Source organism: Winogradskyella sp., assembly GCF_045105575.1.
In the GTDB taxonomy this organism is placed as follows: domain Bacteria; phylum Bacteroidota; class Bacteroidia; order Flavobacteriales; family Flavobacteriaceae; genus Winogradskyella.
Genome location: NZ_JBGCDQ010000047.1, coordinates 13,091 through 38,529 on the forward strand (window position 1 = coordinate 13,091; position 25,439 = coordinate 38,529).

General features: G+C 33.7%; 19 protein-coding genes and 1 pseudogene. 15 read left to right on the top strand and 5 right to left on the bottom strand.

The window, feature by feature from the left end; genetic code table 11:
* Positions 1–187 precede the first annotated feature (187 nt).
* From AB8B52_RS11275 to AB8B52_RS11285, 3 genes are all read left to right on the top strand, one after another.
* A complete protein-coding gene (locus AB8B52_RS11275; protein ID WP_406028145.1) occupies positions 188–1,084 on the top strand; it encodes a FecR family protein in 897 nt (298 codons plus the stop codon).
* The gene (locus AB8B52_RS11280; RefSeq protein ID WP_406028147.1) at positions 1,077–3,389 is read left to right on the top strand and encodes a TonB-dependent receptor domain-containing protein; all 2,313 of its coding nucleotides are present in this window, start codon (positions 1,077–1,079) and stop codon (positions 3,387–3,389) included. Before AB8B52_RS11275 ends, AB8B52_RS11280 begins: the two co-directional genes overlap by 8 nt.
* Positions 3,390–3,472: 83 nt before the next feature.
* Positions 3,473–4,744 (top strand): acyloxyacyl hydrolase, encoded by a 1,272-nt coding sequence (locus AB8B52_RS11285; protein ID WP_406028149.1) that lies wholly within the window; start codon positions 3,473–3,475, stop codon positions 4,742–4,744.
* Between the two features lie 55 nt (positions 4,745–4,799).
* On the opposite strand, the gene AB8B52_RS11290 is transcribed toward AB8B52_RS11285, so the two are convergent.
* Together AB8B52_RS11290 and argS are read right to left on the bottom strand one after the other, a co-directional pair.
* Positions 4,800–6,095, bottom strand: a complete 1,296-nt coding sequence (locus AB8B52_RS11290) for a carboxypeptidase-like regulatory domain-containing protein (RefSeq protein WP_406028151.1) — start codon at positions 6,093–6,095, stop codon at positions 4,800–4,802.
* Positions 6,096–6,289: 194 nt separating this feature from the next.
* Positions 6,290–8,068: an arginine--tRNA ligase gene (argS, locus tag AB8B52_RS11295; RefSeq protein ID WP_406028153.1), complete on the bottom strand. Its 1,779-nt coding sequence runs from the start codon at positions 8,066–8,068 to the stop codon at positions 6,290–6,292.
* A 530-nt stretch (positions 8,069–8,598) separates the two neighbouring features.
* Here argS and AB8B52_RS11300 point away from each other — a divergent pair.
* Both AB8B52_RS11300 and AB8B52_RS11305 read left to right on the top strand, forming a co-directional pair.
* The gene (locus AB8B52_RS11300; RefSeq protein ID WP_406028155.1) at positions 8,599–10,659 is read left to right on the top strand and encodes a tetratricopeptide repeat protein; all 2,061 of its coding nucleotides are present in this window, start codon (positions 8,599–8,601) and stop codon (positions 10,657–10,659) included.
* Positions 10,660–10,712: 53 nt separating this feature from the next.
* Positions 10,713–11,339: a chromophore lyase CpcT/CpeT gene (locus AB8B52_RS11305; RefSeq protein ID WP_406028157.1), complete on the top strand. Its 627-nt coding sequence runs from the start codon at positions 10,713–10,715 to the stop codon at positions 11,337–11,339.
* A 210-nt stretch (positions 11,340–11,549) separates the two neighbouring features.
* Here the strand turns inward: AB8B52_RS11305 and ctlX are convergent, their stop codons facing one another.
* Positions 11,550–12,482, bottom strand: coding sequence for a citrulline utilization hydrolase CtlX (gene ctlX, locus AB8B52_RS11310; protein WP_406028159.1), 933 nt, complete (start codon positions 12,480–12,482; stop codon positions 11,550–11,552).
* 62 nt (positions 12,483–12,544) lie between these two features.
* On the opposite strand from ctlX, the gene AB8B52_RS11315 reads away from it, so the two are divergent.
* From AB8B52_RS11315 to AB8B52_RS11340, 6 genes and pseudogenes are all read left to right on the top strand, one after another.
* Complete coding sequence (locus AB8B52_RS11315; protein ID WP_406028161.1) at positions 12,545–12,985, top strand: hypothetical protein; 441 nt, start codon at positions 12,545–12,547, stop codon at positions 12,983–12,985.
* Positions 12,982–14,748 carry a M14 family metallopeptidase gene (locus tag AB8B52_RS11320; protein WP_406028163.1) on the top strand — a complete coding sequence of 589 codons (1,767 nt, stop codon included), beginning with the start codon at positions 12,982–12,984 and terminating at the stop codon, positions 14,746–14,748. The genes AB8B52_RS11315 and AB8B52_RS11320 overlap by 4 nt, the downstream gene beginning before the upstream one ends.
* Before the next feature lie 423 nt (positions 14,749–15,171).
* Positions 15,172–16,770 (top strand): tail fiber domain-containing protein, encoded by a 1,599-nt coding sequence (locus AB8B52_RS11325; protein ID WP_406028165.1) that lies wholly within the window; start codon positions 15,172–15,174, stop codon positions 16,768–16,770.
* A gap of 236 nt (positions 16,771–17,006) precedes the next feature.
* Positions 17,007–18,452 (top strand): annotated as a pseudogene (locus AB8B52_RS11330) (RimK family protein).
* Between the two features lie 4 nt (positions 18,453–18,456).
* Positions 18,457–19,683, top strand: a complete 1,227-nt coding sequence (locus AB8B52_RS11335; RefSeq protein WP_406028167.1) for a glutamate-cysteine ligase family protein — start codon at positions 18,457–18,459, stop codon at positions 19,681–19,683.
* Positions 19,680–20,357 carry an N-formylglutamate amidohydrolase gene (locus AB8B52_RS11340; protein WP_406028169.1) on the top strand — a complete coding sequence of 226 codons (678 nt, stop codon included), beginning with the start codon at positions 19,680–19,682 and terminating at the stop codon, positions 20,355–20,357. The genes AB8B52_RS11335 and AB8B52_RS11340 overlap by 4 nt, the downstream gene beginning before the upstream one ends.
* Positions 20,358–20,384: 27 nt before the next feature.
* Here the strand turns inward: AB8B52_RS11340 and AB8B52_RS11345 are convergent, their stop codons facing one another.
* Positions 20,385–20,966 (bottom strand): NUDIX hydrolase, encoded by a 582-nt coding sequence (locus AB8B52_RS11345; RefSeq protein ID WP_406028171.1) that lies wholly within the window; start codon positions 20,964–20,966, stop codon positions 20,385–20,387.
* A 120-nt stretch (positions 20,967–21,086) separates the two neighbouring features.
* Between AB8B52_RS11345 and pyrE the strand changes: the two genes are divergently transcribed.
* Both pyrE and AB8B52_RS11355 read left to right on the top strand, forming a co-directional pair.
* Positions 21,087–21,731: an orotate phosphoribosyltransferase gene (gene pyrE / locus AB8B52_RS11350; protein ID WP_406028173.1), complete on the top strand. Its 645-nt coding sequence runs from the start codon at positions 21,087–21,089 to the stop codon at positions 21,729–21,731.
* A gap of 109 nt (positions 21,732–21,840) precedes the next feature.
* A complete protein-coding gene (locus AB8B52_RS11355) occupies positions 21,841–22,236 on the top strand; it encodes an SRPBCC family protein (RefSeq protein ID WP_406028175.1) in 396 nt (131 codons plus the stop codon).
* Positions 22,237–22,261: 25 nt separating this feature from the next.
* Here the strand turns inward: AB8B52_RS11355 and AB8B52_RS11360 are convergent, their stop codons facing one another.
* The gene (locus AB8B52_RS11360) at positions 22,262–22,993 is read right to left on the bottom strand and encodes a biotin--[acetyl-CoA-carboxylase] ligase (RefSeq protein WP_406028177.1); all 732 of its coding nucleotides are present in this window, start codon (positions 22,991–22,993) and stop codon (positions 22,262–22,264) included.
* 92 nt (positions 22,994–23,085) lie between these two features.
* Between AB8B52_RS11360 and rsfS the strand changes: the two genes are divergently transcribed.
* Together rsfS and ftsH are read left to right on the top strand one after the other, a co-directional pair.
* Positions 23,086–23,457: a ribosome silencing factor gene (rsfS, locus tag AB8B52_RS11365; protein ID WP_406028179.1), complete on the top strand. Its 372-nt coding sequence runs from the start codon at positions 23,086–23,088 to the stop codon at positions 23,455–23,457.
* An 18-nt stretch (positions 23,458–23,475) separates the two neighbouring features.
* On the top strand, positions 23,476–25,431 hold the full coding sequence (gene ftsH / locus AB8B52_RS11370; protein ID WP_406028181.1) for an ATP-dependent zinc metalloprotease FtsH: 1,956 nt from the start codon (positions 23,476–23,478) through the stop codon (positions 25,429–25,431).
* Positions 25,432–25,439 lie beyond the last annotated feature (8 nt).

Sequence of the window (25,439 nt, forward strand, 5' to 3'; positions counted from 1 at the left end):
AGAGTCTATTCAGAATTTTGAATTTTCTCGCAAAAGTGCGAAGACGCGAAGAACTGGTTACGCTGAGATTCGCAGAGGTTTCACGGAGATGCATGGAATGTTTGTAGGACTGAACTCCGAACTCCGAACTCTAAAAATAAAAAAGGTAGGAGTTTTTGAATCGAAGCTGTTATATACTTGAAATCATATGATGCAAAGAGAAGAACTTATAAAAAAATGGTTAGATCATAACCTAAATACTGAAGAGCAAATAGCTTTTGAGCAGCTAGAGGATTATAAAGATTTGATTCAAATGAATACGGCTTTGCTAGATTTTAAAGCTCCTGAATTTGCAATAGATGACACCTATGCGCATTTGAAACCGAGTCTTAAAACGAAAACTTTAAACCCACAATGGTTAAAATCCTTACTTAGAATAGCAGCAATTTTAGCCATTGGTTTTAGTGTTTATTATTACACCTCTACTTTAGATACGGAGGTTGGTACGTTTATCGCAGAACAAACTACAATTGCCTTACCAGATGAATCAACGGTTAATTTAAATGCGAATTCAACACTAAGCTTTAATGAACATAGTTGGACCGACACTAGAATCGTAAATCTTCAAGGTGAAGCTTTTTTTAAGGTCGCTAAAGGTCAGAAATTTGATGTCGTTACTAGCGATGGCACAGTAAGTGTTTTAGGCACAGAATTTAATGTAAAACAACGCGAATCGTATTATGAAGTGATTTGTTACGAAGGTTCGGTAGCCGTAACACACAATGCAAAAACAGTAAAATTACAACCAGGAGATCGATTTAAAATAATAGATGGGAAAATACATGCTAATGAAAAAGAAAACGCATTACAACCACAATGGTTACTTGGCGAAAGCGGCTTTACCAATGTCCCTTTAAAACATGTGATTGCTGAGTTTGAAAATCAGTACAACTACCAAATTGTCTTGGACAATGTTGATACCTCTCGCCTGTTCAAAGGAAGTTTTACGCATAATAATTTAGATTTAGCCTTGCAGTCTGTTACATTACCATTAAATTTAAGCTACAGCAAATCAGAAAAATCTATAGTATTAAAGAGTGAATAAAACATTACGGTGCCTAATTTTCTACATTTTAACTCTTGCTTTTTGTAACCTTGGCTATTGCCAAGACCAAGGAGAAAAACAACCACTTGCCCAAATACTTACGCAATTAGAAAAAAATTATAACGTTAAATTTTCTTTTGAAACAAAAACCGTAGAAGGCATTTCAATTTCGCCCTTATATCCTGAGCTTTCATTAGAACAAGTGCTTACGCAGTTAAGACTTGCAACCGCTCTTAATTTTCAAATTTTAAGCAATCGCTTCATCGCTATTACTCCAAGAATCGCCTTAGAAGCTGAAAACACCATTCAACGTTTAGAAGCGGTTGTAGTTACCAATTTCCTAACAAAAGGCATTTCTAAAACCAGCAACGGAACCGTTGAAGCCAACACCAAAGCTTTTAGTATTTTACCTGGTTTAATTGAGCCAGATGTCCTTCAAATTGTACAGAATTTACCAGGCATTATTAGTGTAGACGAACGCATTTCCAATATCAATGTGCGTGGAGGAACCAACGACCAAAATCTCGTCTTATATGAAGGGATTAGAATGTACCAATCCGGACATTTTTTCGGCCTAATATCAGCATTTAATCCTTATTTATCTGAACAGATTACAGTTTCTAAAAACGGAACGAGTGCCAAACTAGGAAATGCCGTATCGAGTACTATGACTATAAAAAATTCTGATAACATAGATGGTGAATTTAAAGCAGGTCTTGGAGGGAATCTTTTAAGCGTGGATGGCTTTGCCAAAATTCCATTATCTGATAAAATGGAATTACAATTAGCTGCAAGACGCTCTTTTACAGATGCCATCGTTTCTGAAACTTACGATGTTTATTTTGATCGTATTTTTAGAGATTCTGAGTTAAACACTTCAACAAATACCACACTTTTAGCCTTAGACGAACGCTTTTTATTTTATGATTTTAATGCTAAATTTTTGTACAACATAAATGACAGTTCTAAGCTACGTGTCAACCTGATTAATATGTATAATGATTTAAATTATAATCAAGTATTTACCACACCAAATAATACAATACAAGAAACCAATAGTGAACTTAATCAAGTTAGTTTTGGAGCAAGTGCCAGCTATTATAAACGCTTAAAAAACGGTTTCAATTTATCTGCTGAAACCTACTATTCTAACTACAACTTAGATGCTGAAAACAATAATATTACCAACACACAAATTTTAAAACAAGAAAATAAAGTTGAAGATTATGGTCTTCGGTTCGACCTGTCTAAAACTATTAATAAAGAGCTTAAATTTAATGGTGGCTATCAATTTAATGAACTTGGTGTTACTAATTTTGAGGATGTTACCAATCCTAATTTTATCAGTTTAACTAAAGAAATTATAAGAAGTCATGCTGTATTTGGAGAAGTAGAATGGTATTCTAAATCTCGTGATACGTATATCAGATTAGGCTCTAGAATGAACTACTTTGGCAAGCTTTCTAAATTTTTAATTGAACCAAGATTTACAGTTAACTATAAGTTTTTAGATCATTTTAGACTCGAAGTTTTAGGCGAAATAAAAAGCCAATCCATTACACAGATTATTGATTTACAACAAGATTTTTTCGGTATCGAAAAGCGAAGATGGCAACTTGCTAACAATGCTGATGTCCCTTTAATTACGAGTGAACAAATATCAGCAGGAGTCAGTTATAATCACAATAATTTACTGGTATCCATTGAAGGTTATTACAAAGGAGTTAATAACATAACGGCACGCAGTCAAGGGTTTCAGAATCAGTTTCAATTTACCAATGACATTGGTTATTATACCGTAAAAGGCATTGACTTTCTTATCAACAAACGTTTTAATGATTTTAGTACATGGCTGAGTTACAGCTATAGCAAAAATGATTATGAATTTGACAATTTAAATAATGGAGAACCATTCGCAAATACCTTGGATCTGAGACATGTGGCCAATGCGTCTTTGACTTATAATCGCGATAATTTCAAAATTGGTTTAGGTCTTAATTGGCATTCTGGACGACCTTATACATCTCCATCAGATAATCAAAACACTAGCAATTCTATTATAGAATACAATGCACCAAACCATGCTAATCTCAACAGTTATTTTAGAACCGACATTTCTGCCATTTATAATTTCAACATCTCAAAAACAGTGAAAGCCGAAGTTGGTGCTTCTGTTTGGAATATCTTCAACAGAACCAACATCATCAATCGTTTTTATACCTTAGATGAAGACAACGCTATAGTTGAAGTTAATAATCGGTCTTTAAAATTGACGCCAAATCTTAGCATGCGCATCAATTTTTAATGCGATAAGATCATTTCTTAATTAAGATTAGCGTAAAATAAAACTGGAAATGGTATTATTGTAATGTTAACACTCTACAATTCATGTACAACAAGTATTATCTGCATTGTTTAATAGGTATCATATTTTCTTTTTTTTGTTTCAGTCTTGTCGCACAATCACCAACAACCAAAGTGCCTAGTTCTGTGTTTTTTATTCCTGAAATTCTGGTTGGAAAAACTTTAGAAGCAAATACCGACTTTCCTGAAACCAGACTTCAAAAGAATCTATTTTTCAGTATTGGACGCTATCATTTTAATGCAAACAAAGAATGGGCTGCACGATTAAATTACCCAAGAACTGGCATCTCATTTGGATATACAGATTTCGGAAATTCAGAACAAGTTGGTCGTGCGTATAGCCTATTACCCTTTATAGAATTTACCCTTTTAAAGCAGAAAATTGAAGGTTTACATCTACAAATTGGGTTTGGAAGTTCTTACACTGACACGCAATACGATGCTATTACTAACGCATTTAATAGAGCCATAACTACAAAAATCAACTGGTCGTTTCGATCCTTTTTATATTACGATCTGTTTAAAACTGAGGCTACCGACTGGCGCGTTGGTTTAGGTTTTCTGCATCATTCTAATGGTCATACCAACTTACCAAACCAAGGATTAAATTCTATTGCTGCCAGTGTTTCTGCTAAAATTGATAAACAGCCACAATCGGATTCAGATTTTGAAAAACCCGATTTTAAATCGAAATCACAAACCTATATGTCGTTCAGATTTGGTTTAGGTCAGAATGTATTATCAGAAAAATTCAACACTAAAAAAGAAGTTTACACCATCTCTGCTTCAGCCGGAAAAATCATTAATAACACCTTTAAATTTGGTGGTGGATTTTACTACCGATTTTACGAACATTATTACGATTACATCAATAACAACGAAGCTCTAATACAAGAACAACTACCTCAATTTACACAAAATCCGTTTGGTTATGCTACCAACCTTGGGCTGTTTGCTACTTCAGAATTATTAATAGACCATATTGGTATTGAGCTCGATTTAGGTCTCAATATTTTTAAACCCTTTTACCAAATTGATTGGCAGCTTAATCAAGGGTATTCTTATGAAAACTCAAATGGAGATACCATAGACGTTTTAGGGGAACTCAATTGGTATTATGAAATTAAACGAACCGTTTCGGCAAGACTAGGCCTTAAATATTACATCTGGAATACCAACAACGCTCCAAAACATAATATGTTTATTGGAGCGCATATTAATTCTAATCTCGGCCAAGCCGATTTTACAGAATTAAATTGTGGTTATGTGTATCGTTTTAATTTAAAAACTAACTAAAATAAAAACCCTGAACTTAAATTCAGGGTTCTTGATTATTATAATTTAAAGATGACTATGGTTTGCCACTCATGGTGTTTTTAGCCGCTCTTTCTTTTTGCTTTTCAATGCTCTTTCTAATTTTTTCTATGGCAGTTTCAATTGATTTATCCGGTTCAATGAGATTGTATTCTCCCCAGAAATTCGGATCTGAAAATCCAGAAATAGCATCTGTAATAATTACGGTAGGTTTTAACTTATCTTTATTTCTAATTTTATTCTCCACTAAATTTACTTCCCAATCGGTTACAGCCATTTCACTAGATAAGGTGTAAACTTTGTTAAACAATTCGCGTTTTTTATTCACCTTAAATGTTAAACTCAAATTAGAATAACTGTAATACCATTTATCATCTTTTTCTCTGTAATCAACTTTATAAAGCGCTTCTAGCGGCTGAACATCGATACTGCGAGGTTTCTTTCTAACCAGTAAATTTTTGGTTTTAGTCTTATTACTCAAATCCAAAGCATAATCGGCACTCACTAAAGCTAACGATTCTACGTCTATAAAAAGTTTTCCATTATAATTGACTTTCGTGGCACTATTTTTTGGTGAAAAACGGACCACAAAAACAGCTCTATTGTTGATGTTTGAAGGAGTCTCAAAAGCAAAATTATAACCCGAAATACTTTGATCTGTAAATATGTATTCAGGATATTTCATAATATCTAAATAAATAGTTGAAAATGGACCACCTTGTAATTTTACAGACACCGTATCTAGTCGTTTGTAATCTGTACTTTTTCTGGCTTTACCTAATTGTATGGCATCGCGCTGTGAGGAGGCATTCGGTTGCTTCAAAATATTAACGATAGCTTCTGTTAGCGATACATTTCTGTTACGACGTTTTATAGTTTCTCTATAAAATGCAGTCATAAATACAGATTCGTCTTTTGTATTTTCATTTTTATCTTCAAAAACTTTTCTTACCAAACTTTCAGCATCTTTATAAGCTTCAATACTTACGGTTGACAACTCTGTAACTGCTTGGTAAATTTTAATGGGTTCGTTACCAGATAATTCTGATAAAGGCATCACATAAGTATTATAACCTAATAATGAAATCACCAGCTTTGAATCTAAATATTGATTCGGCACTTTAAGTGCAAACTCGCCTTCAGAATTAGTAATAGTACTAATATTTGTAGCGTTAATACTGAGATTAACGGCTTCTAAAGTTTTGTTAGAATTACCATCTACAACAGATCCATTGAATTCTGTAAAACTTGTTTGAGCACCCAGCGAAAACAAGACAAATGCCATAGCCACGACTGTGCTGGTATAGATTTTTAAAATGTGAGATTTTTCCATAACCACTTATTTTTTAACTTTTTCTTTGTTACTAAGATACAATAAAAGTTGCGGAACTGCTGTAGTCCAATATGTTAAATCGGTTATAAAAGTGATTATCAGTTTTGAATCTAGAATCTAGACTTTAGACATTAGACCATAGACATTAGACGTTAGACTTTAGATTCTAACTTCTAACTTCTAAAGTAAAAAAACTACATACGCTCAGGAACATCAATTCCTAAAAGACCAAATGCATTTTTAATTGTTGCGCTCACAGATTGAGATAAACCTACTCTAAACTGTTTTTCTTCTTCCGTATCTGCACCAAGAATAGAAACATTTTGATAAAACGAATTAAAATCTTTCACCAAATCATAGGTGTAGTTAGCGATCAACGCAGGACTGTGCTGTGCTGCTGCATTTTGTATCACCTCTGGAAATTGCTCTAATTGCTTGATGAGTTGTTTTTCTTTTTCGTGAAGTTTAACATCCTTATAAACTTGGTCACTGAGCGAAGTCGAAGTGGCTTTTCTTAATATAGACTGAATTCGTGCATAAGTATATTGAATAAAAGGACCTGTATTGCCTTGAAAATCGATGGATTCTTTAGGATCGAATAAAATTCGTTTTTTAGGATCTACTTTTAAGATGTAATATTTTAAAGCACCCAAACCAATGGTTTTGTAGAGCTCTTGTTTTTCGTTATTAGAATACTCTTCTAGTTTTCCTAATTCTTTAGAAATCTCCTCAGCTGTATCTGCCATTTCTTGTATTAAATCATCGGCATCTACAACGGTTCCTTCTCTACTCTTCATTTTTCCGCTTGGTAAATCTACCATACCATAACTTAAATGGAATAGCTGTTTTGCCCAATCGAAACCGAGTTTCTTCAAAATTAAGAATAAGACTTTAAAATGATAGTCTTGCTCATTTCCAACGGTATAAACCATACCACCAACATCTGGATAATCTTTAATCCGCTGAATTGCTGTACCAATATCTTGGGTCATGTAAACAGCTGTACCATCACTACGTAATACAATTTTTTCATCTAAACCGTCTTCGGTTAAATCGCACCACACAGATCCATCTTCTTTTCGAATGAATACTCCTGTTTTTAAACCTTCGGCTACAAATTCTTTGCCTAATAAATAGGTTTGACTTTCGTAATAATAGGCATCAAAATCGACTCCAATATTTTTGTAAGTTACATCAAAACCATCGTAAACCCATTGGTTCATTTTTTCCCAAAGCGCAACGACCGCTTTGTCTCCTGCTTCCCATTTGATTAGCATGTCTTGGGCTTCTAACAGTAATGGAGCGTTCTTTTTGGCTTCTGCTTCAGACTGTCCTTGAGTTATTAAGTCTGCTATTTCGGCTTTATAAGCTTGATCGAACTTTACATAATAATTCCCAACTAATTTATCACCTTTCAAAATTTCAGTTGGTGCTTCATTTTCTCCAAATTTCTGATAAGCCAACATACTTTTACAAATATGAATCCCTCTATCATTGATAATTTGCGTTTTATAAACTTTCTTACCTGAGGCTTTTATAATTTCGGCGACAGAATAGCCTAAAAGTACATTTCTAACATGACCTAAATGTAAGGGTTTGTTGGTGTTTGGCGAGGAATATTCTACCATAACGGCTTTGTCATCCTGCTCCTTTGCAAAACCAAATTTGGTATCGTCTTTTATATTCTGAAAGAAATCCAGATAATAACGATCGCTGATTTCAATATTTAAAAAGCCTTTTACCACATTGAAGCCTTTTACTAAGTCTACATTATCGAGCAAATACTGACCTACTTGCTCACCAATAACTGCAGGATTACCTTTTACAACGCGCAACATCGGAAACACTACAACCGTAATATCTCCTGCAAACTCTTTGCGAGTGGCTTGAAATTCTACTGATTCTAAGTTAGACTGAAACAACGCTTTTATCGCTGCTTTTACATGTACTTCTAAGGTTTCTTGAAGGCTCATAACTTTAATCTATTTTGGCATTTTAAAACGTTGGCAAAGATAGCAGTTTTATTGTTTCAATATCCTTCTGTACAAACATAATTAATGACACCGTAAACGGTAAACTAAACGCTTAAAAGCGATCATTAAATTAATTGAATTATTTACTTTCTTTTTTTACTTTTTATGAGATATATTTTGAAATGCTTTACATTTAAACAATTAGTAATCAACACAATAAAGCAAACATGCATTTCATCGATGAAACTGTAATACTCCTATGTTTTTTACCGTTAATCGGTTCGTCGATTTTTTCAAAATTTTAATTCAACCGTTCATCTAATTTATTCGTATTAAAACCTAATTATTAGCATATTTGTAGACATAATAGCATTTTTGGTAGGCTATTAATCAATGTCCCAAACATTAATGAAGCTTAATAATCAAACTTTAACAACGTTGTTATTGTTTTGTGTTAACTTACTTTTTTTATCCCTCTCTAAAAGTTTTTCGCACCAAAACAGCGCCATTCGTTTAAACGCTATTTTAAGATGAAGCAGTTACTAACATTAGCTGTATGTCTTATATCGTTGTCTCTTTTTTCGCAAAATGAAAAAATAGATGAATTAACGGTACAAATAGCATATCAAAAACCAGACTCTACTAAGGTGGACCTGTCGCTGATGCTTATTAACGAACTCTACGCTATTGAAAATTATAATAAAGCCTTATTATTTGTCAACGAAACATCAAAGCTTGCCAAAGATCTGAATTACATTAAAGGGCTTGCAGAAAGCAGCTATTTTAGAGCTTTAATTTTCACCAAACGCAACGACTACTTTAACGCTATTGATAATTACACAAAATCTAGAAATCTCTACTTACAAATTAGTGACACATTAGGCGTTGCCAAAGTAAGCAACCGCATTGGGCTTATTGAAATAGAACGCGGTAACTATACGGTTGGTTTACAAAACTCGCTATCAGCTATCGCTATTTTTGAAGAACAATCTCTTAATGAAGATTTAAGTGCGGCTTACAATAATTTGGCTGAGGCGTATTTTAAAACCAATCAGATTGATAAAGCGCTCGAATTTAATTTTAAAGCACTCGATGTGCAAAAAAAAATAACGGATAAAGAAGGTATTAAAAACTCTACTAAAAACATTGCTGAACTCTACTCTATTTTAAAAGAACATCGCAAAGCTATTGAGTATTATGAAAAAGCTTTAGATATTTTAAACCCAAAAACAGATCAAGATTTACGTGGTGAAATTTTACCTAAATTAGGCAGTGAGTACTTACGTTTTAGAGATTATGATAAAGCCTCAAAATATTTAGTAGAAGGTTTAAAATACAACCGTAAACAAGATAATAAAGAAGGTGTTCTGCGTGCCTTAAATGCCATTGGAAATTTAAATCTTCAAAAGAAAAAGGTAAAATTAGCAGCAAAGCAACTCAATGAAGCTTACGAAATTGCTAAGAACATAAATAATAAAACAGAACTTTTAGAAAATTACAAACTTCATATTGCGTTAGATTCTACTCGTGGTTATTTTGAAAATGCTTTTTTTTGGCAGAATAAATTTCATGATTTAAAAGACTCACTCGCCCTAATGGATCAGCCTGTTTTCCCTACTGATGTAGATCCTTTAAAGTTAATTGAAAACCATACGCCAACTCAAGAGGATTTACCTGAACTGGAAAAGGAATTGCCGATGACATCAACCTCGATTTGGTACAATAGTCCTTGGATATTATATGGCAGTATTGCAGCTTTTACACTTTTGCTCTCATTATTAATATTTAGCCTTTTAAAAACCAAAACGCATAAAGAAGCTTTAGATAGACAAAAACACTTATTGGCAGAAGAAAAAATTAGAACAGATGCCATTTTAGAACAAACGCATCATTTAGAGGAAGTGAATCAGGTAAAAGATAAACTTTTTTCTATTGTATCGCACGATTTAAAAGATTCTATTTCTTCTATTAAAGCCTTTTTAGATTTACTAAAAGAAGACAGTATTTCTAAAGATGAATTTTACGAATTAATACCAGAACTGAGTGAAAATGCTAATAATGCCAATTCACTTTTATTTAATTTATTAAATTGGTCTAAATCGCAAATGCAAAATTTAGAACCAAAACCTGAGTTGTTTAATATACAAGATGTCTTTCAAACTAAAATGGCATTAGTTGAGCAAAAAGTGGAAGATAAACGCATTGTATTGATTGACGAATCTCAGCGTGATTTTGTGTACGCAGATCGCAGTATGGTAGAAATTGTAATTCAGAATTTAATTACTAATGCTGTGAAATTTAGCCGCACAGGAGATGTCATTACACTATCTAATATAGATGTTAATGGTAAATCCTTAATCTGCATTGAAGATACAGGTGTTGGTATTGCTAAAGACAATATAGATAAGCTATTTGCTGCCCATAAAAACTTTACGACTACTGGTACCAAAAACGAAAAAGGTACAGGTTTAGGTTTAACCATAGCGAAAGATTTAGTAGAACTCAATAACGGTAGAATTTGGGTAGAGAGCACGCAAAATGTTGGTAGTAAGTTCTTTGTTGAATTACCAAAGGTAGAATCAAAAGCTTAATCATAATTAGCCTTATTTATTTTCTCTATATTTAGCTTCTCAACCGAAGCTTTATGAAACGTATATTTCCTTTCCTTATTGTGTTATCATTTTTTTACAACTGTAAAAACGACACCAAACCTCAAATTAAAGAAGACACAGAACTCAAAGAATTGTTCTACTTAATGCAAGGTTCTTTTAATTCTGAAGTTCAGGCGCAAGTGGATTCGTCTTATTATAACATTGCTTTACACATGTATCCAATTTGGGAAGACAAAGGCAACTTTTTATACGTAGAACAAGCCTTAAACAGCAGACAGAATAAACCTTATCGACAACGAATTTATGAAGTGACGCGAGCTTCAGACAGCACCTTTAGTTCCGCTATTTATACTTTGAATACAGATTCACTTTGGATTGGCAAATGGAAAACACCAAAGGCCTTCGATTCTATTTCCTTAAAAGATATTGCTCTAAAAGAAGGTTGTGAAGTGATTTTAACGCGAATTAACCCAAACCAATTCATAGGGAAAACAGGAGATACCACTTGCGTAAGTACTATGAATGGAGCTGCCTTTGCTCGCAGTGAAGTTGAAATTTTAGAAGACAAAATTATTTCTTGGGATCGTGGATTTGATGCCAATGGAGATTATGTTTGGGGAGCCGAAAAAGCGGGTTATATTTTTAATAAGATGGATTGAGATGAGAGATGCTAGATGACAGATGACAGATGACAGATGACAGATGACAGATGACAGATGACAGATGACAGATGACAGATGACAGATGACAGATGACAGATGACAGATTTTAAAATAAAATTTCTAAATAATTATTATAGTGAAAAATTCAACATCACTTTTTCAAAAAAGTTTTATTGAACTCAATCGTAAATCTCTAATCATAAATCATTACTCCCTTGGCAAAAACACCTCAGCCATCATACAACGTGCACTTCCACCACCACAAGTCTCAATAGTTGCTAAAGAACTTGAGAGTATGGCACAATGCTTTTCAATCGCTGCTATTTGATTTGGAGTTAAGCTGTTGTGCGCAGCTTCACTCATTACCAAATAACGTTGATTATTTTCTCCTCTTAATTGCAACATATTTCCTGCAAATTGATGCATTTGCGCTTCAGTAATAGAAATAATTTCTTTCCCATCTTGCTTCAAATGTTTTACCACATTTTTTCGTTCTTTTTTGTCATCTATCGTATCTAAACAGATTACAGCAAAATTTTCAGCCAAACACATCATCACATTCGTATGATAAATTGGTAATCGCTTTCCATCTACTGTTTGGTTGGCCGTAAATATTACAGGTGAATATTCAAAATCTTCACAGAATTCTATAAATAATTCCTCATCAGCTCTGGCCGATAATGCACAATAGGCTTTTCTATTTTCGCGATCCATCAGAATACTTCCTGTGCCTTCTAAAAAAACACCTTCGTGCTCAGCAGCGGTATAGTCAATGATATTTTCAATTTTAAAACCTTCAGCTTCCAAGCGAATAAAAACTTCATCTCTACGTTCTCGTCTTCTATTTTCAGCAAACATTGGGTATTTAGCCACATCACCATTACTATGAAAACTCACCCAGTTATTTGGAAAAATGGAATCTGGTGTGTCATTCAATTTATCGTCTTGTTCTACAATCACCTTAATACCCACAGCCTGTAGTTTTGTAACAAACGCATCAAATTCTTCCTGTGCTTTTGCATTGATTTCAGCATTTTTTAAATCCAGATCCTCTTGAAAATAATTGTTTATTGCGGTTTGTTCATTCATTCTGAAATTTACAGGACGAATCATTAAGATGGTATTGGTTGTTTGTTGCATTTTTTAAAATTTGAAAGTGTTACAAAATTAGTCTTTAAAATTATATTTCTTTAAGTTTGAATATGAAAAAAATGTGGCTTTTTTTATTTCTTATCGTACAAAGTTGTTATTTAATACCTTGTACTTTTAATTCAGATTTAGATGTTATAAATGAACAGATTACCGCAGAAAATGTTAGTGGAATCTACAAAATTGAAAAAAGAACTATTGATTATGTAAAAGGCTATGAAAATAGTGTTGCCTATATAGAATTAAAACCAGATGGAAATTTAATTTATTCTGATATAACAAATCACACACTAAATTATTTTAATATTGATACAATCAGTTTAGTTAGCGGTATAGGTACTTGGGAAATAAAAAACAAAGGAGTCTATACTTCAATTAACAGAGTCGGAAACCATTGGAAGTTATTCAAAAAAAATGATAATTATGTAATATCACAGTTATATGGCGATCCAGACGATTGTTTATTTACAAGATTTATAAAAGAAACGAAATGAAAAAATTATTAATTCTATTACTATTCATAACATCTTGTGCAGACAAAACAGGACAACAAGATTCAAAACAAAAAAACGTTGACTTCGATTTCACCACAATATTCGAAAAAAGTAAAGGACTTGAAACTGCTACTTATGACGAAACGATTCAATATTACAAAGACTTAGCCGACACCTATTCTGAAATTTCCATACGAGACATCGGTGAAACTGATTCTGGCAAACCGCTCCATATAGCAACTTTAAATATGAATAATTCTGGTAATGACTACGAAACATTAAGAACCAACAATAGAATTATATTAATCAATAATGGCATTCATCCTGGTGAATCAGATGGTATTGATGCGACGATGATGCTGTTTAGAGATTTTGTTCAAGGTAAAATTGATGCTCCAAAAAACACCATTTTAGTCACGATACCTATTTATAATGTTGGAGGTAGTTTAAATAGAAATTCAACCACCAGAACCAATCAAAATGGACCAAAAGCCTATGGTTTTCGTGGTAATGCTCGTAATTATGATTTGAATCGGGATTTTATAAAATCAGATACCAAAAACGCCAAAACTTTTGCTCAAATTTTTCATTTGGTACAACCAGATGTGTTTATTGATAATCATGTGAGCAATGGTGCCGATTATCAATATACGCTCACCCATTTATTTACACAGCATAACAAATTGGGTGGACCTCTTGGAGCCTTTATGCATACTGAAATAATGCCAACACTAGAACAAAAACTAGAAGCCAAATCTTGGGACATTACACCTTATGTTAATGTGTTTAATCGCACACCAGATTCTGGATTTACTCAGTTTTTAGATACACCTCGTTACTCTACAGGTTATACGACCTTGTTCAATACGGTAGGAATGATGATAGAAACACACATGCTAAAACCCTATAAACAACGTGTGGAAGGGACTTATGAATTGATGAAAAGCATGATTGAGATTACCGAAGAACAAGGAGACAAAATCGCACAGCTCAGAAAAGAACAAAGCGCATTATGGTCGGCAGGACAAAGCTACCCTTTAGCTTGGACTGTTGACACCACCAAATCTTCAATCTTAAAATTTAAAGGTTATGAAGGGAATATGATACCCAGTGAACTCACAGGAGCAAAACGATTAAAATACGATAGATCGAAACCTTTTACAAAAGACATTACGTATCAGAATTATTTTAAAGCAACAGATACTGTGACCATTCCAAAGGCTTACATCATTCCTCAAGGTTGGCATAATGTGATGGATGTATTACGATTGAATAATGTAGAATTCGTACCACTAAAAAACGATACCATACTTACTGTTGAGTCTTACAAAATAGCAAATTACAAAACCAGAACATCAGCTTACGAAGGCCATTATCTACATTATAATACCACTGTAAAGTCATCAGATGAAAAAATAACTTTTAAAAAAGGGGATTATCTCATTTCTACCAATCAAAAAGCCATACGCTATTTACTCGAAACTCTTGAGCCAACAGCGCCAGATTCCTTTTTTAACTGGAACTTCTTCGACACCATTCTACAACAAAAAGAAGGCTTTTCACCCTATGTTTGGGAAGACAAAGCCCAACAACTTTTAAAAGAAAACCCGACCCTTCAAATAGAGTATAACGTAAAAATTAGTTATGATGAAGACTTCGCTAATAACTGGTATGCACAATTAGATTGGTTACATAAACAAAGTAAAAATTATGAGAAGGAGCATTTGCAGTATCCTGTTTATCGGATTAAAACAAAGCGCTAACTGCAACAAAAGTGGTTTCAAAATGTTAATATCATTGAACACCTTAAGATCCCAGAATTAAAGAAATGACAATTAAAAACTAATATTATGAGGATTTGATTTTAAAATTCTTAAAATAATATCATACTTACAAAAAATAACCCACTACATTAGCACAACATTGTTTGTTTTTCTATGAGTTCTCTAAGGGGCTGAAACACATTGAACACCATACAGACCAAGATTAGGACTGAATAAAACAACAAAAGAAAGACATCTTATTAGATTGTATGGTTCATGTAACCAAAAAATACCTAAACTATTCAAAATCTTTGTCTATATTCAACTAAATGAAACATAGCAGGCATTTGGTGTTTTAGAGAGCGAAATATCTAAAAAACATTTAAGACTATTTCTCATTTTTGAAACATAAATTCCCTAGTTATGAAATTCTATTCAAGCCTATTATTTATTCTTATTTTTTCGATGGCGCTTCATGCTCAAGTCGGAATTGGAACCACTGCACCAAATGGTGCACTTGACATTACCTCCGCAACAGATGGTTTGTTGATACCACAAGTAGCTTTAACAAATTTAACAACGCTAACGGTAGTAACTCCTACTGCGTCTGAAATTGTATATAACACTACCAGCAATGGCATTGTTGAACCTGGTTATTACTACTTATTAACAGCAACTGGTCCGTGGGTTAGATTTGGTGGCTCAGGCTGGCTTTTAGATGGTAATACTGGCGTAACAGCGGCTAGTTTTATAGGTTCTATAAATGATGCTGATGTTTCGTTTCGACGATTCAATTTACCAGCAGGAAGAATTGGGACCACAAATACCTCGTTAGGATTAGCATCGCTCTCAAATAATGTAAGCGGAAACGACAATACTGCGATCGGAACAAATACATTATCAGCGGTAGTTAATGGAATACAAAATGTAGCTGTAGGCTATAATGCTCTAACAAATAATGCTGGTTCTGCAAATATCGGGATTGGTTGGAATGCTGGTGCTGGCTCCGGAACTTCTTTTAATAATATTGCCATTGGTTTCGAAGCCATGATAAACAATGCCGCGAGTAATAATATTGCTATTGGATTTCAAGCCATGCGCGCCAATGTTAATTCACCTAATAATATGGCAATCGGATTTCAAGCATTAGCAAACCTAAATAATGCTGCTGCCAACTCTAACGTAGCAGTTGGTTTTCAAGCCATGCAAAACAGCGCTGGCAATATATCTGGCACTTCTTTTTTTGGTACAGGAGCAGGACGCAACAATACAGGAAACTTTAGCACAGGTCTGGGCATGAATGCTCTAGGAAGTAATAACGGAGGTCCAAGTAGTGGAATTTTTAATACCTCCGTTGGATATGAGTCTCTATCATTTAATACGTCTGGTCAACAAAATACAGCTGTAGGTGCAGATGCTTTATATCGAAATACTACTGGTAGTTTTAATACAGGTATTGGTTATAGATCTGGTGAAGCTTTAACTAGTGGTGCATCAAATACGATGTTAGGCTATCAGGCAGGTAACAATATTACTGTTGGAAGTAATAATACTGCTGTTGGTTTTCAGGCTCAAGTAGGCACAGCAGGTGGTTCTAATCAAATACGTATCGGTAACGGAGCAATTACACTAGCCACTACACAAGTTGCCTGGACCACCACCTCCGACCGAAGATGGAAAGAAAATATAACAGACGCTAGTTTAGGTTTAGATTTTTTACAAACGCTTAGACCTGTATCTTATATTAGAAATAATGACGAAAAAGGAAAAACAGAATATGGTTTTATTGCCCAAGAGCTAGAACAAGCTTTAATTAATGTTGGTGATAAAAACAACGGTATTATATCTAAAGATGATGCAGGTATGTATGGAGTTCGTTACAACGATTTCATCTCTATAACCGTAAAAGCTGTTCAAGAACAACAAGCGCTAATTGAAACACTTCAAAAACAAAATGAAGAACTAGTAAATCTTAATTCCGCAATCTTAAAACGCTTGGAAGCTTTAGAAAAAAAGCAATAAAAATTGCCTGTATCTCTTTAAAATAATTTACTTCAGCAACTAATTTCCTTAGCATATCTTAGATTCATTGTTCCCAATATAAAAAAATTATTTAAAAAAAATAAACCTAAATATTTAAGTTATTTCAACTAAAAAATGAGGTAAGTGATGCAAAATATTGATTTATTCCACTTTGTAAAACCAATCAAAAAATAGTATAATTTTACTTAAAATTATGATAGCGTAATGCGCTCTAAATGAATAAATACATTGTTGTAAATCAACCTGAAAAATGGAACTTTTCAATTGATAACATCACCGTAATTTCCTCCCAAGATTATCTTACAAATCCCAAGTATTCGCTTTTAAAAAACGCACGGATTTTTAATCTTTGTAAAGATTACTCATACCAATCTAAAGGTTATTATGTGTGACTTTTGGCAGAAGCCAGAGGTCATTTACCAATTCCGACCACAAAAAACATAGTGGATATTAAAGCTTTAAAGCTGGTTAGAATCGTCTCCGATGAGTTTGATGATGTTATCCAACAGAGTCTTTAAAATATAAAATCGCGTGAGTTTACTTTAAGCATCTACTTTGGTCAAAATGTGGCGCAGAAATACAAAAACCTAAGCACACTTTTTTACAAACATTTTCAAGTACCGTTTTTGCGCGTCAACTTCAACCACACAACCAAGTGGAATATACAAAGTATTAAAGCCATTTCTGAATCTGAAATTCCAGCAGAACATCTGTTCAGTGTCAATGAATTTGCAAACCAATATTTTGCTAAAAAACGTTACGATACTGCAAAGGTGAGCACCTATGATTTTGACTTGGCCATTTTGGTTAATCCAAACGATCCTGCTCCACCGAGCAATGCAAAAGCTTTGAAAAAATTTATTGAGATCGCTGAACGCATGAATATCTACGCGGAAATTATTGAGCCCAAAGACCTATCGCGCTTACCGTCGTTTGATGCTCTTTTTTTAAGACAAAGCACCGAAGTCAATAACGAAGCCTACACTTTTGCAAGAAAAGCTCAACAAGAAGGTATTGCCATTATTGACTATCCAGATGCCATTCTTAAATGTTGTAACAAAGTTTATATGGCAGAAGCTTTACAAAACGCCAATATTAGTACTCCTAAAACGGTGATCGTTCACAGCAACAATCGTGATTTGGTATTAGAACAAACCGGTTTACCTTGTGCTTTAAAAGCTCCTGATTCCACCTTTTCGTTCGGTGTAAAAAAAGCTAAAACTAAAAAAGAGTTTGATGTTTTGGTTACAGAGATGCTCAAAGAATCAGATCTGATTATTGCGCAAGAGTTTTGCCCTTCGGACTATGATTGGCGCATTGGTATTATAGACCATAAACCGTTTTACGCTTGCCGATATTATATGGCAAAAGGCCATTGGCAGATTTATAATTGGCAAGCTAAAGACAAAAATGAACAAGATGGAGATGCCGATTGTTTACCGATAAAAGATGTCCCTAAAAACGTCATTGATATCGCTTTAAAATCTGCCAAATTAATGGGCTTAGGCTTATATGGTATCGATATTAAAGTGGTAGACGACAAATTAATGGTTATAGAAATTAACGACAATCCGAATATTGATTTTGGTGTTGAAGATGCCTATTATGGAGACGCCATTTATACCGAAATTCTTTTAGCTTTAAAAAAACGATTAGATTAAACTCATGACTAAAAAATACCACTTATTCGAAGTTTATGGCATTGAACTCGAATATATGCTTATCGATAAATCAACCTTCAAAGTTGCCCCAAAAGTAGATGAACTCTTAACAAAAAAAGCAGGAAAACTAACAGGAGATATAGATAATGGAGCAATTGCATGGAGTAACGAACTTGTGAGCCACGTTATTGAGCTCAAAACAAATGGCCCTACCAAAGCTATTGATGATTTATCTGAAAAATTTCATGAAAATATTCTAGAAATCGAAGAACATTTACAGTCTTTAAATCTGCATCTTTTAGGTGCGGCTTCTCATCCATTAATGAATCCGGATACAGACACCCAACTCTGGAAACATAGTTACAGCGAGGTCTATGCGCTTTACAACACCATATTTAATTGTAAAGGTCATGGTTGGAGCAACGTGCAAAGCACACATATTAACTTACCGTTTTATGACGATAAGGAATTTGAAAAACTACACGCAGCAATAAGAATACTATTACCACTTTCACCTGGCTTGTGTGCAAGTTCTCCTATTCTGGATGGAAAAATTACAGGTTTTAAAGATACACGACTAGAATTTTATAAAACCAATCAGAAAGAAATTCCGGAGTTAACAGGCTGGGTAATTCCTGAACGTACATTTTCAAAATTAGATTATCATGCTACTATTTTTGAACCTATAAAAAAAGCCATAGCACCTTTTGATAAAGCTGGAATTTTAGAGCATAACTTTCTTAATTCTCGTGGAGCCATTGCACGCTTCGATCGTAACGCTATTGAAATTAGATTAATGGACATCCAAGAATGTCCAAAAGCCGATATTGCCATTTGCGCGTTGGTTATTGAAGTCTTAAAAGCAATCATAAACAAAGTATTCTGTTCACTGAATGAGCAAAAGACATGGACCAAAGAAGATTTATTTCTCATTTTAGATGATGTCATAAAACATGCTGAAGATTCTAAAATTGAAAACAGAGACTATTTAGGATTATTTGGATTAAAGCGTGTTACGACGGTAAAAGACGTCTGGAAACATTTGTATAAATCCGTAAAGCCACAGCTACATAAATCGCATCATAAGGCTATTGAACTGATTTTAGAAGAAGGCACTTTGGCTACTAGATTATTAAAAGCTATTGGCAATGACACCTCTGAAGCTAAAATTATTTCCGTCTATAAAGACCTGCAGACATGTTTAAGAACCAATCAGTTATTTAATCCGTGAAACTCATTTTAACGTGCGAACATGGTGGCAATAAAATTCCTAAAAAGTATGAGAAATACTTCAAAAATAAAGCGATTTTAAAAACACATCGTGGGTACGATTTAGGAGCGTTAAACTTATTTCAATCGTTAGAACTATTGTCTGATGCCTCTTATTTTAGCACAACGTCTCGTTTGTTAATTGAGTTGAATCGCTCTTTACACCATCAACATTTATTTTCAGAATTTACACAAAGTCTTTCTAAAAGTGAAAAAACAGCCATTATAAAAACGCATTCTGTTCCATACCGAACAAATGTTGAAAATAACATCAAACATTATATTAACAATGGTGAGGCTGTACTTCATTTATCCATACACAGTTTTACACCAGTTTTAAATAACATCGAAAGAAATTGTGATATTGGTTTATTATATGATTCTTCTAAAAAACCAGAACAACAGTTTTGTAGAGATTTTAAAGCAGCACTTTTAGAACAAAATTCAAGTTTGAAGGTACGCTTCAATTATCCTTATTTAGGCAAGGCAGATGGATTTACAACGTCTTTGAGAAAGCAATTTTCTAATAATTATTTGGGTATTGAGATTGAGGTAAATCAGAAATATAGCCTAGATAATTTTATGGATTCCCGAATAACAACAGCTCTATTCAACAGCATAAACGCATCTAAATAAACCATTTACAAATTCAAAAAAACTAACTTAAACCAAAATCCGAATATTAGCATAACTATTCTTCAAAGCATCTTGAGCAGATTGGGCATCTAACCATTCTACTTTGGTAATACCTTCATTTTCTTGCGGAAACAACTCACCTTCAAAATCGGTTTTCATTTCAAACCAATAGGTTACTTTAATTCTGTGCTTTCCATTACGCTTAAAAATATGATAAGTCGTTGGGAGCGGTCTTACAATTTTTAAACCTGAAACACCAGTTTCCTCCTCAACTTCTCGTATCGCTGTCTCTTCTATGGATTCTTTGCGCTCAGTTTTTCCTTTAGGCAAATCCCACTTATCATTCCTATAAATAAATAGAATATCACCTTTAGCATTGTAGACTTTTCCGCCACCTGCAACAACATTAGGAAGTAACTTTAAAAATGTATCTAATAACTTTTTTTGATTTTTATGAACTAAATGAACGGCTTTTAAATCTGTATTATTTAAAGTTTTAATTACCTTACCAATATTTACAGATTTTAAAAGGTAAGATTTAAAATCTGTTTCCTTTTTCACTTCAGTAGTTAAATAAATAGGCTTGTCTCCGACGTAAATAGTGTACATAAATTGGGCATGTTTCAACGTTGCTCATGTAAAAATATTCTTTTTTGTGAGAAATGATTTGAAATGAAATTTATTTTTATTTAAAATATGCTATGCTTTAAAATTCATTATTTTTGTAATATGATTTTTAACAAAGAAACCGCAAAACAAACAGCAGAAGTTTTATTGCAAATTAACGCTATAAAATTACAACCCAATGAACCTTTCACTTGGGCTTCTGGCTGGAAATCGCCTATCTATTGTGACAATAGAATTATTTTATCTTTTCCCTTAATTAGAAATTACATCCGAGAAACCCTCGCCAAAAACATCGAAACGCTTTATGGCAAACCAGATGTTATTGCAGGTGTTGCAACAGGAGCTATTGGTATTGGCGCTTTAGTAGCAGATTATTTAAACTTGCCATTTGTTTATGTAAGACCCGAAGCTAAAAAGCATGGTCGCCAAAACCAAATTGAAGGTTATATTGAAAAAGGACAAACTGTAGTTGTAGTAGAAGATTTAATTAGCACAGGAATGAGCAGTCTTAATGCTGTAAAAGCCTTAAATGAAGCTGAAGTCAACGTCAAAGGTATGGTTGCCATTTTCTCTTATGGTTTTGAAGTCGCTTCTCATAATTTTAAAGATGCAAACGTTGAATTACACACGCTCGGTAATTACGAAAATTTGTTAGAACAAGCCTTAGAAACCTTATACATCACCAAAGAACAACAAGCTATTTTAGCACAATGGAATGCCAATCCTAGTAAATGGAACGCTAATTGATACTCATGATGTAAAGTCATTTAACTGCGAAGCTTTAGGTTCTTTTTATGATACATAATTTATGGTAGAAAAACCAACCTAAGGACGCAACAACAAAAAAATAAAAAAAATGAAATTAGAATCACCAAAAGTAACCCTAGATAAAACCGCAGAAGAAACCTTCAATTTTCTATCTGATGTTAAAAATTTTGAAAAACTAATGCCAGATAACATTAGCAAATTCGAAGTCTTAGAAAACGACAAATTTCTATTCGCATTAAAAGGAATGCCAGAAATTATTTTGAAAAAAAAGGAAGCCACTCCTAACAGTAGAATTGTTTTGGGAGCTGCTGGCGGAAAATTAGACTTTGCCTTAATTGCTGATATTAATGAAACTGAAACCAAGGCTACGGATGTTCAATTGCATTTTGAAGGTGAATTTAATGCTATGATGGCCATGATGATAAAAGGACCTATTGGCAAGTTCATTGAAACTTTGGTCAGCAATATGAAAACTGCTATTTAATAACAAAACTAAGAAAAGGAAACTCTCAATATAATAATTGGACTTCTTTAAGGTCGAAAGTTTTTAAAATTCCATCCTCTACAAGAACCTTGAGATGACCACTTTCGGTAACGCCTTTTATAATTCCGGCAAATCTTGAGTTATCTGATGCTATAAACGTTGATGGTCGATTTTTTCTAAACAAAAGACGTTCATATTCTGATACCAATTCAGCGTATGCCTTAGATTCTAAAATATCGAAGTAAAGTTTTAGTTGTTTTAAGATTTCCGAAAGTACTTCGTCTTTATTATAAAGCACACCAGTGAGTAAACTCATTGAAGACGCTTTAGGTAAATTGTTGAAAAATTTCTGATTTACATTCAGTCCGAAACCAATCACTGAACCTTCGAGTTTGTTATTTTTTATGACATTTTCAATCAGAATACCACATATTTTTGCGTTTGCTGACAAAATGTCGTTAGGCCATTTAATCTGTAATTTCGGTATTTTTAAGCTATATAATGCTTTATAAATTGCCAAAGAAACAGCCATACTAATGTAAAACTGTTCCGTAATATCAAAATAGGGCAACCTTTTAAACACGCTTGCAGTGAGGTTTTTACCCTGTTCTGCCTCCCATTCCGATCCCATTTGTCCGCGTCCTTTGGTCTGCTCCTCCGCTACAACTACCGTATAATCTTTAGGTAATGCAACGGACACCAAATCCTTTAGATAGGTATTTGTAGAGTCAATGGCATTAAGTTTGATTATATACATGCAAAACGATTTATATTTTATAGTTTTCTTATGACATTTAGAGCCTACAAGAACTAAAAAAATAATAACTTTGCAAAAATTAATACAAGTTAATGACGAAAGATAAAATCAATGCAGACCAACTCATTACAACAATTATTGGTGGCATAGAAGAGGTTAAAGGAAAAGAGATTACCATTTTAGATTTAAGAGAGATAGAAAATACCGTTTGCGATTATTTTATTGTTTGCGAAGGTTCTTCAAACACGCAAGTAAATGCAATCGTCAGTTCCATACAAAAACAAGTTAGCAAAACCCTTCATGATAAACCTTGGCATATAGAAGGTACCGAAAATGCCGAATGGGTTTTAATGGATTATGTTAATGTTGTTGTGCACGTTTTTCAAAAACACATCCGAGAATATTACGATATAGAAAGTCTTTGGGGAGATGCTAAAACCACCCAAATAGAAACAAGTTACTAAAAAAGATACACGCTACTAATGGCTAAAGAAAATAAAAATTTAAATAAAAAACCAAAGTTAAGTCCTTACTGGATTTACGGAATCATCATTGTTGTATTTTTATCTATTCAGGTTTTTTCTGGAGGATTTAATAGTGACCAAGGTGAACAAACCACTCCTGCTCAATTTTTAGAATATTTGAATGATGGAGAGGTGTCTAAAATTGAAATTGTAAACAAAAGAGAAGCTCGTGTTTACCTAACTCAAGAAGCGAAACAACAAGCTAAGCACAAAAAGACAAAACCCAACTCCATATTACCGTCTGTTGCAACTGCCGCAAACTATAAGTTTGAATTTGGTGATCTTCAGAATTTTGAAAAAGAAGTCAACGATATTATTAGAGAAAACAATCTCGAAACCACCTTAGTTTATGAAACTGAGCACAACGTTTGGGGCGATTTTCTTATTGGTATTTTACCTTTTGTCTTAATTATAGGTGTTTGGATTTTTATAATGCGACGCATGTCTTCAGGAGGAGGCGGAGGAGCAGGTGGCCAGATTTTTAATATCGGAAAATCTAAAGCCAAGCTGTTTGATGAAAAAATAGATACCAAAACCTCATTTAAAGATGTTGCTGGTTTAGAAGGTGCAAAAGAAGAAGTGCAAGAAATTGTCGACTTCCTAAAATTCCCTGAAAAATATACTGCTTTAGGTGGTAAAATTCCTAAAGGAGCTTTACTAGTAGGACCTCCTGGAACAGGAAAAACGCTATTAGCTAAAGCTGTTGCTGGCGAAGCACAAGTACCATTCTTTTCCTTGTCTGGATCAGATTTTGTTGAGATGTTTGTTGGTGTAGGAGCCTCAAGAGTAAGAGATTTGTTTAAACAAGCCAAAGAAAAATCACCATCAATTATTTTTATTGATGAAATTGATGCTATTGGTAGAGCAAGAGGAAAAAATAACATGTCTGGCTCAAACGATGAGCGCGAAAACACATTAAATCAGCTCTTAACAGAGATGGATGGTTTTGGCACAAACACCAACGTTATTGTTATCGCAGCCACCAACAGAGCAGATGTTTTAGATAGCGCTTTAATGAGAGCTGGTCGTTTTGATCGTCAAATCTATGTCGATCTTCCAGATGTTAGAGAACGTAAGGAAATTTTTGAAGTACACTTACGTCCTCTTAAAAAAGAAGAAACCTTAGATATTGATTTTTTAGCCAAGCAAACACCAGGTTTTTCTGGTGCAGATATTGCTAATGTTTGTAACGAATCGGCATTAATCGCAGCTAGAAAAGGAAAAAAAGCAGTTAATAAACAAGACTTTTTAGATGCTGTTGATAGGATTATTGGCGGTTTAGAAAAGAAAAATAAAATTATTACACCTTCTGAAAAGCGTGCTGTTGCCTTTCATGAAGCTGGTCATGCCACGGTAAGTTGGATGCTTGAGCATGCTGCGCCTTTAGTAAAAGTTACTATTGTACCAAGAGGACGTTCCTTAGGTGCTGCGTGGTATTTACCTGAAGAACGCTTAATTGTAAGACCAGAACAAATGTTAGATGAAATGTGTGCAGCCTTAGGAGGAAGAGCCGCAGAAAAAGTGATCTTTGATAAAATTTCTACAGGAGCTTTAAGTGATTTAGAAAAAGTTACCAAACAAGCCAGAGCTATGGTGACGGTTTACGGTTTAAGCGATAAAGTTGGAAATTTAACCTATTATGATTCTTCTGGACAATCAGAGTACGGTTTTACCAAACCCTACAGTGAAAAAACAGCTGAACTTATAGATAAAGAAATTTCTGATATTATTGAAGAGCAATACGAACGTGCCATTAAATTGTTAGAAAAGAACAAAGACAAACTCACAGAGTTGGCGGAAGTATTATTAGATAAAGAAGTTATTTTTAAAGATAACCTTGAAAAAATCTTTGGAAAACGCCCTTATGATAAACCAGAAACCATATCTGAAATTATAACTGAGGAAGAAGAATAACAACAGAT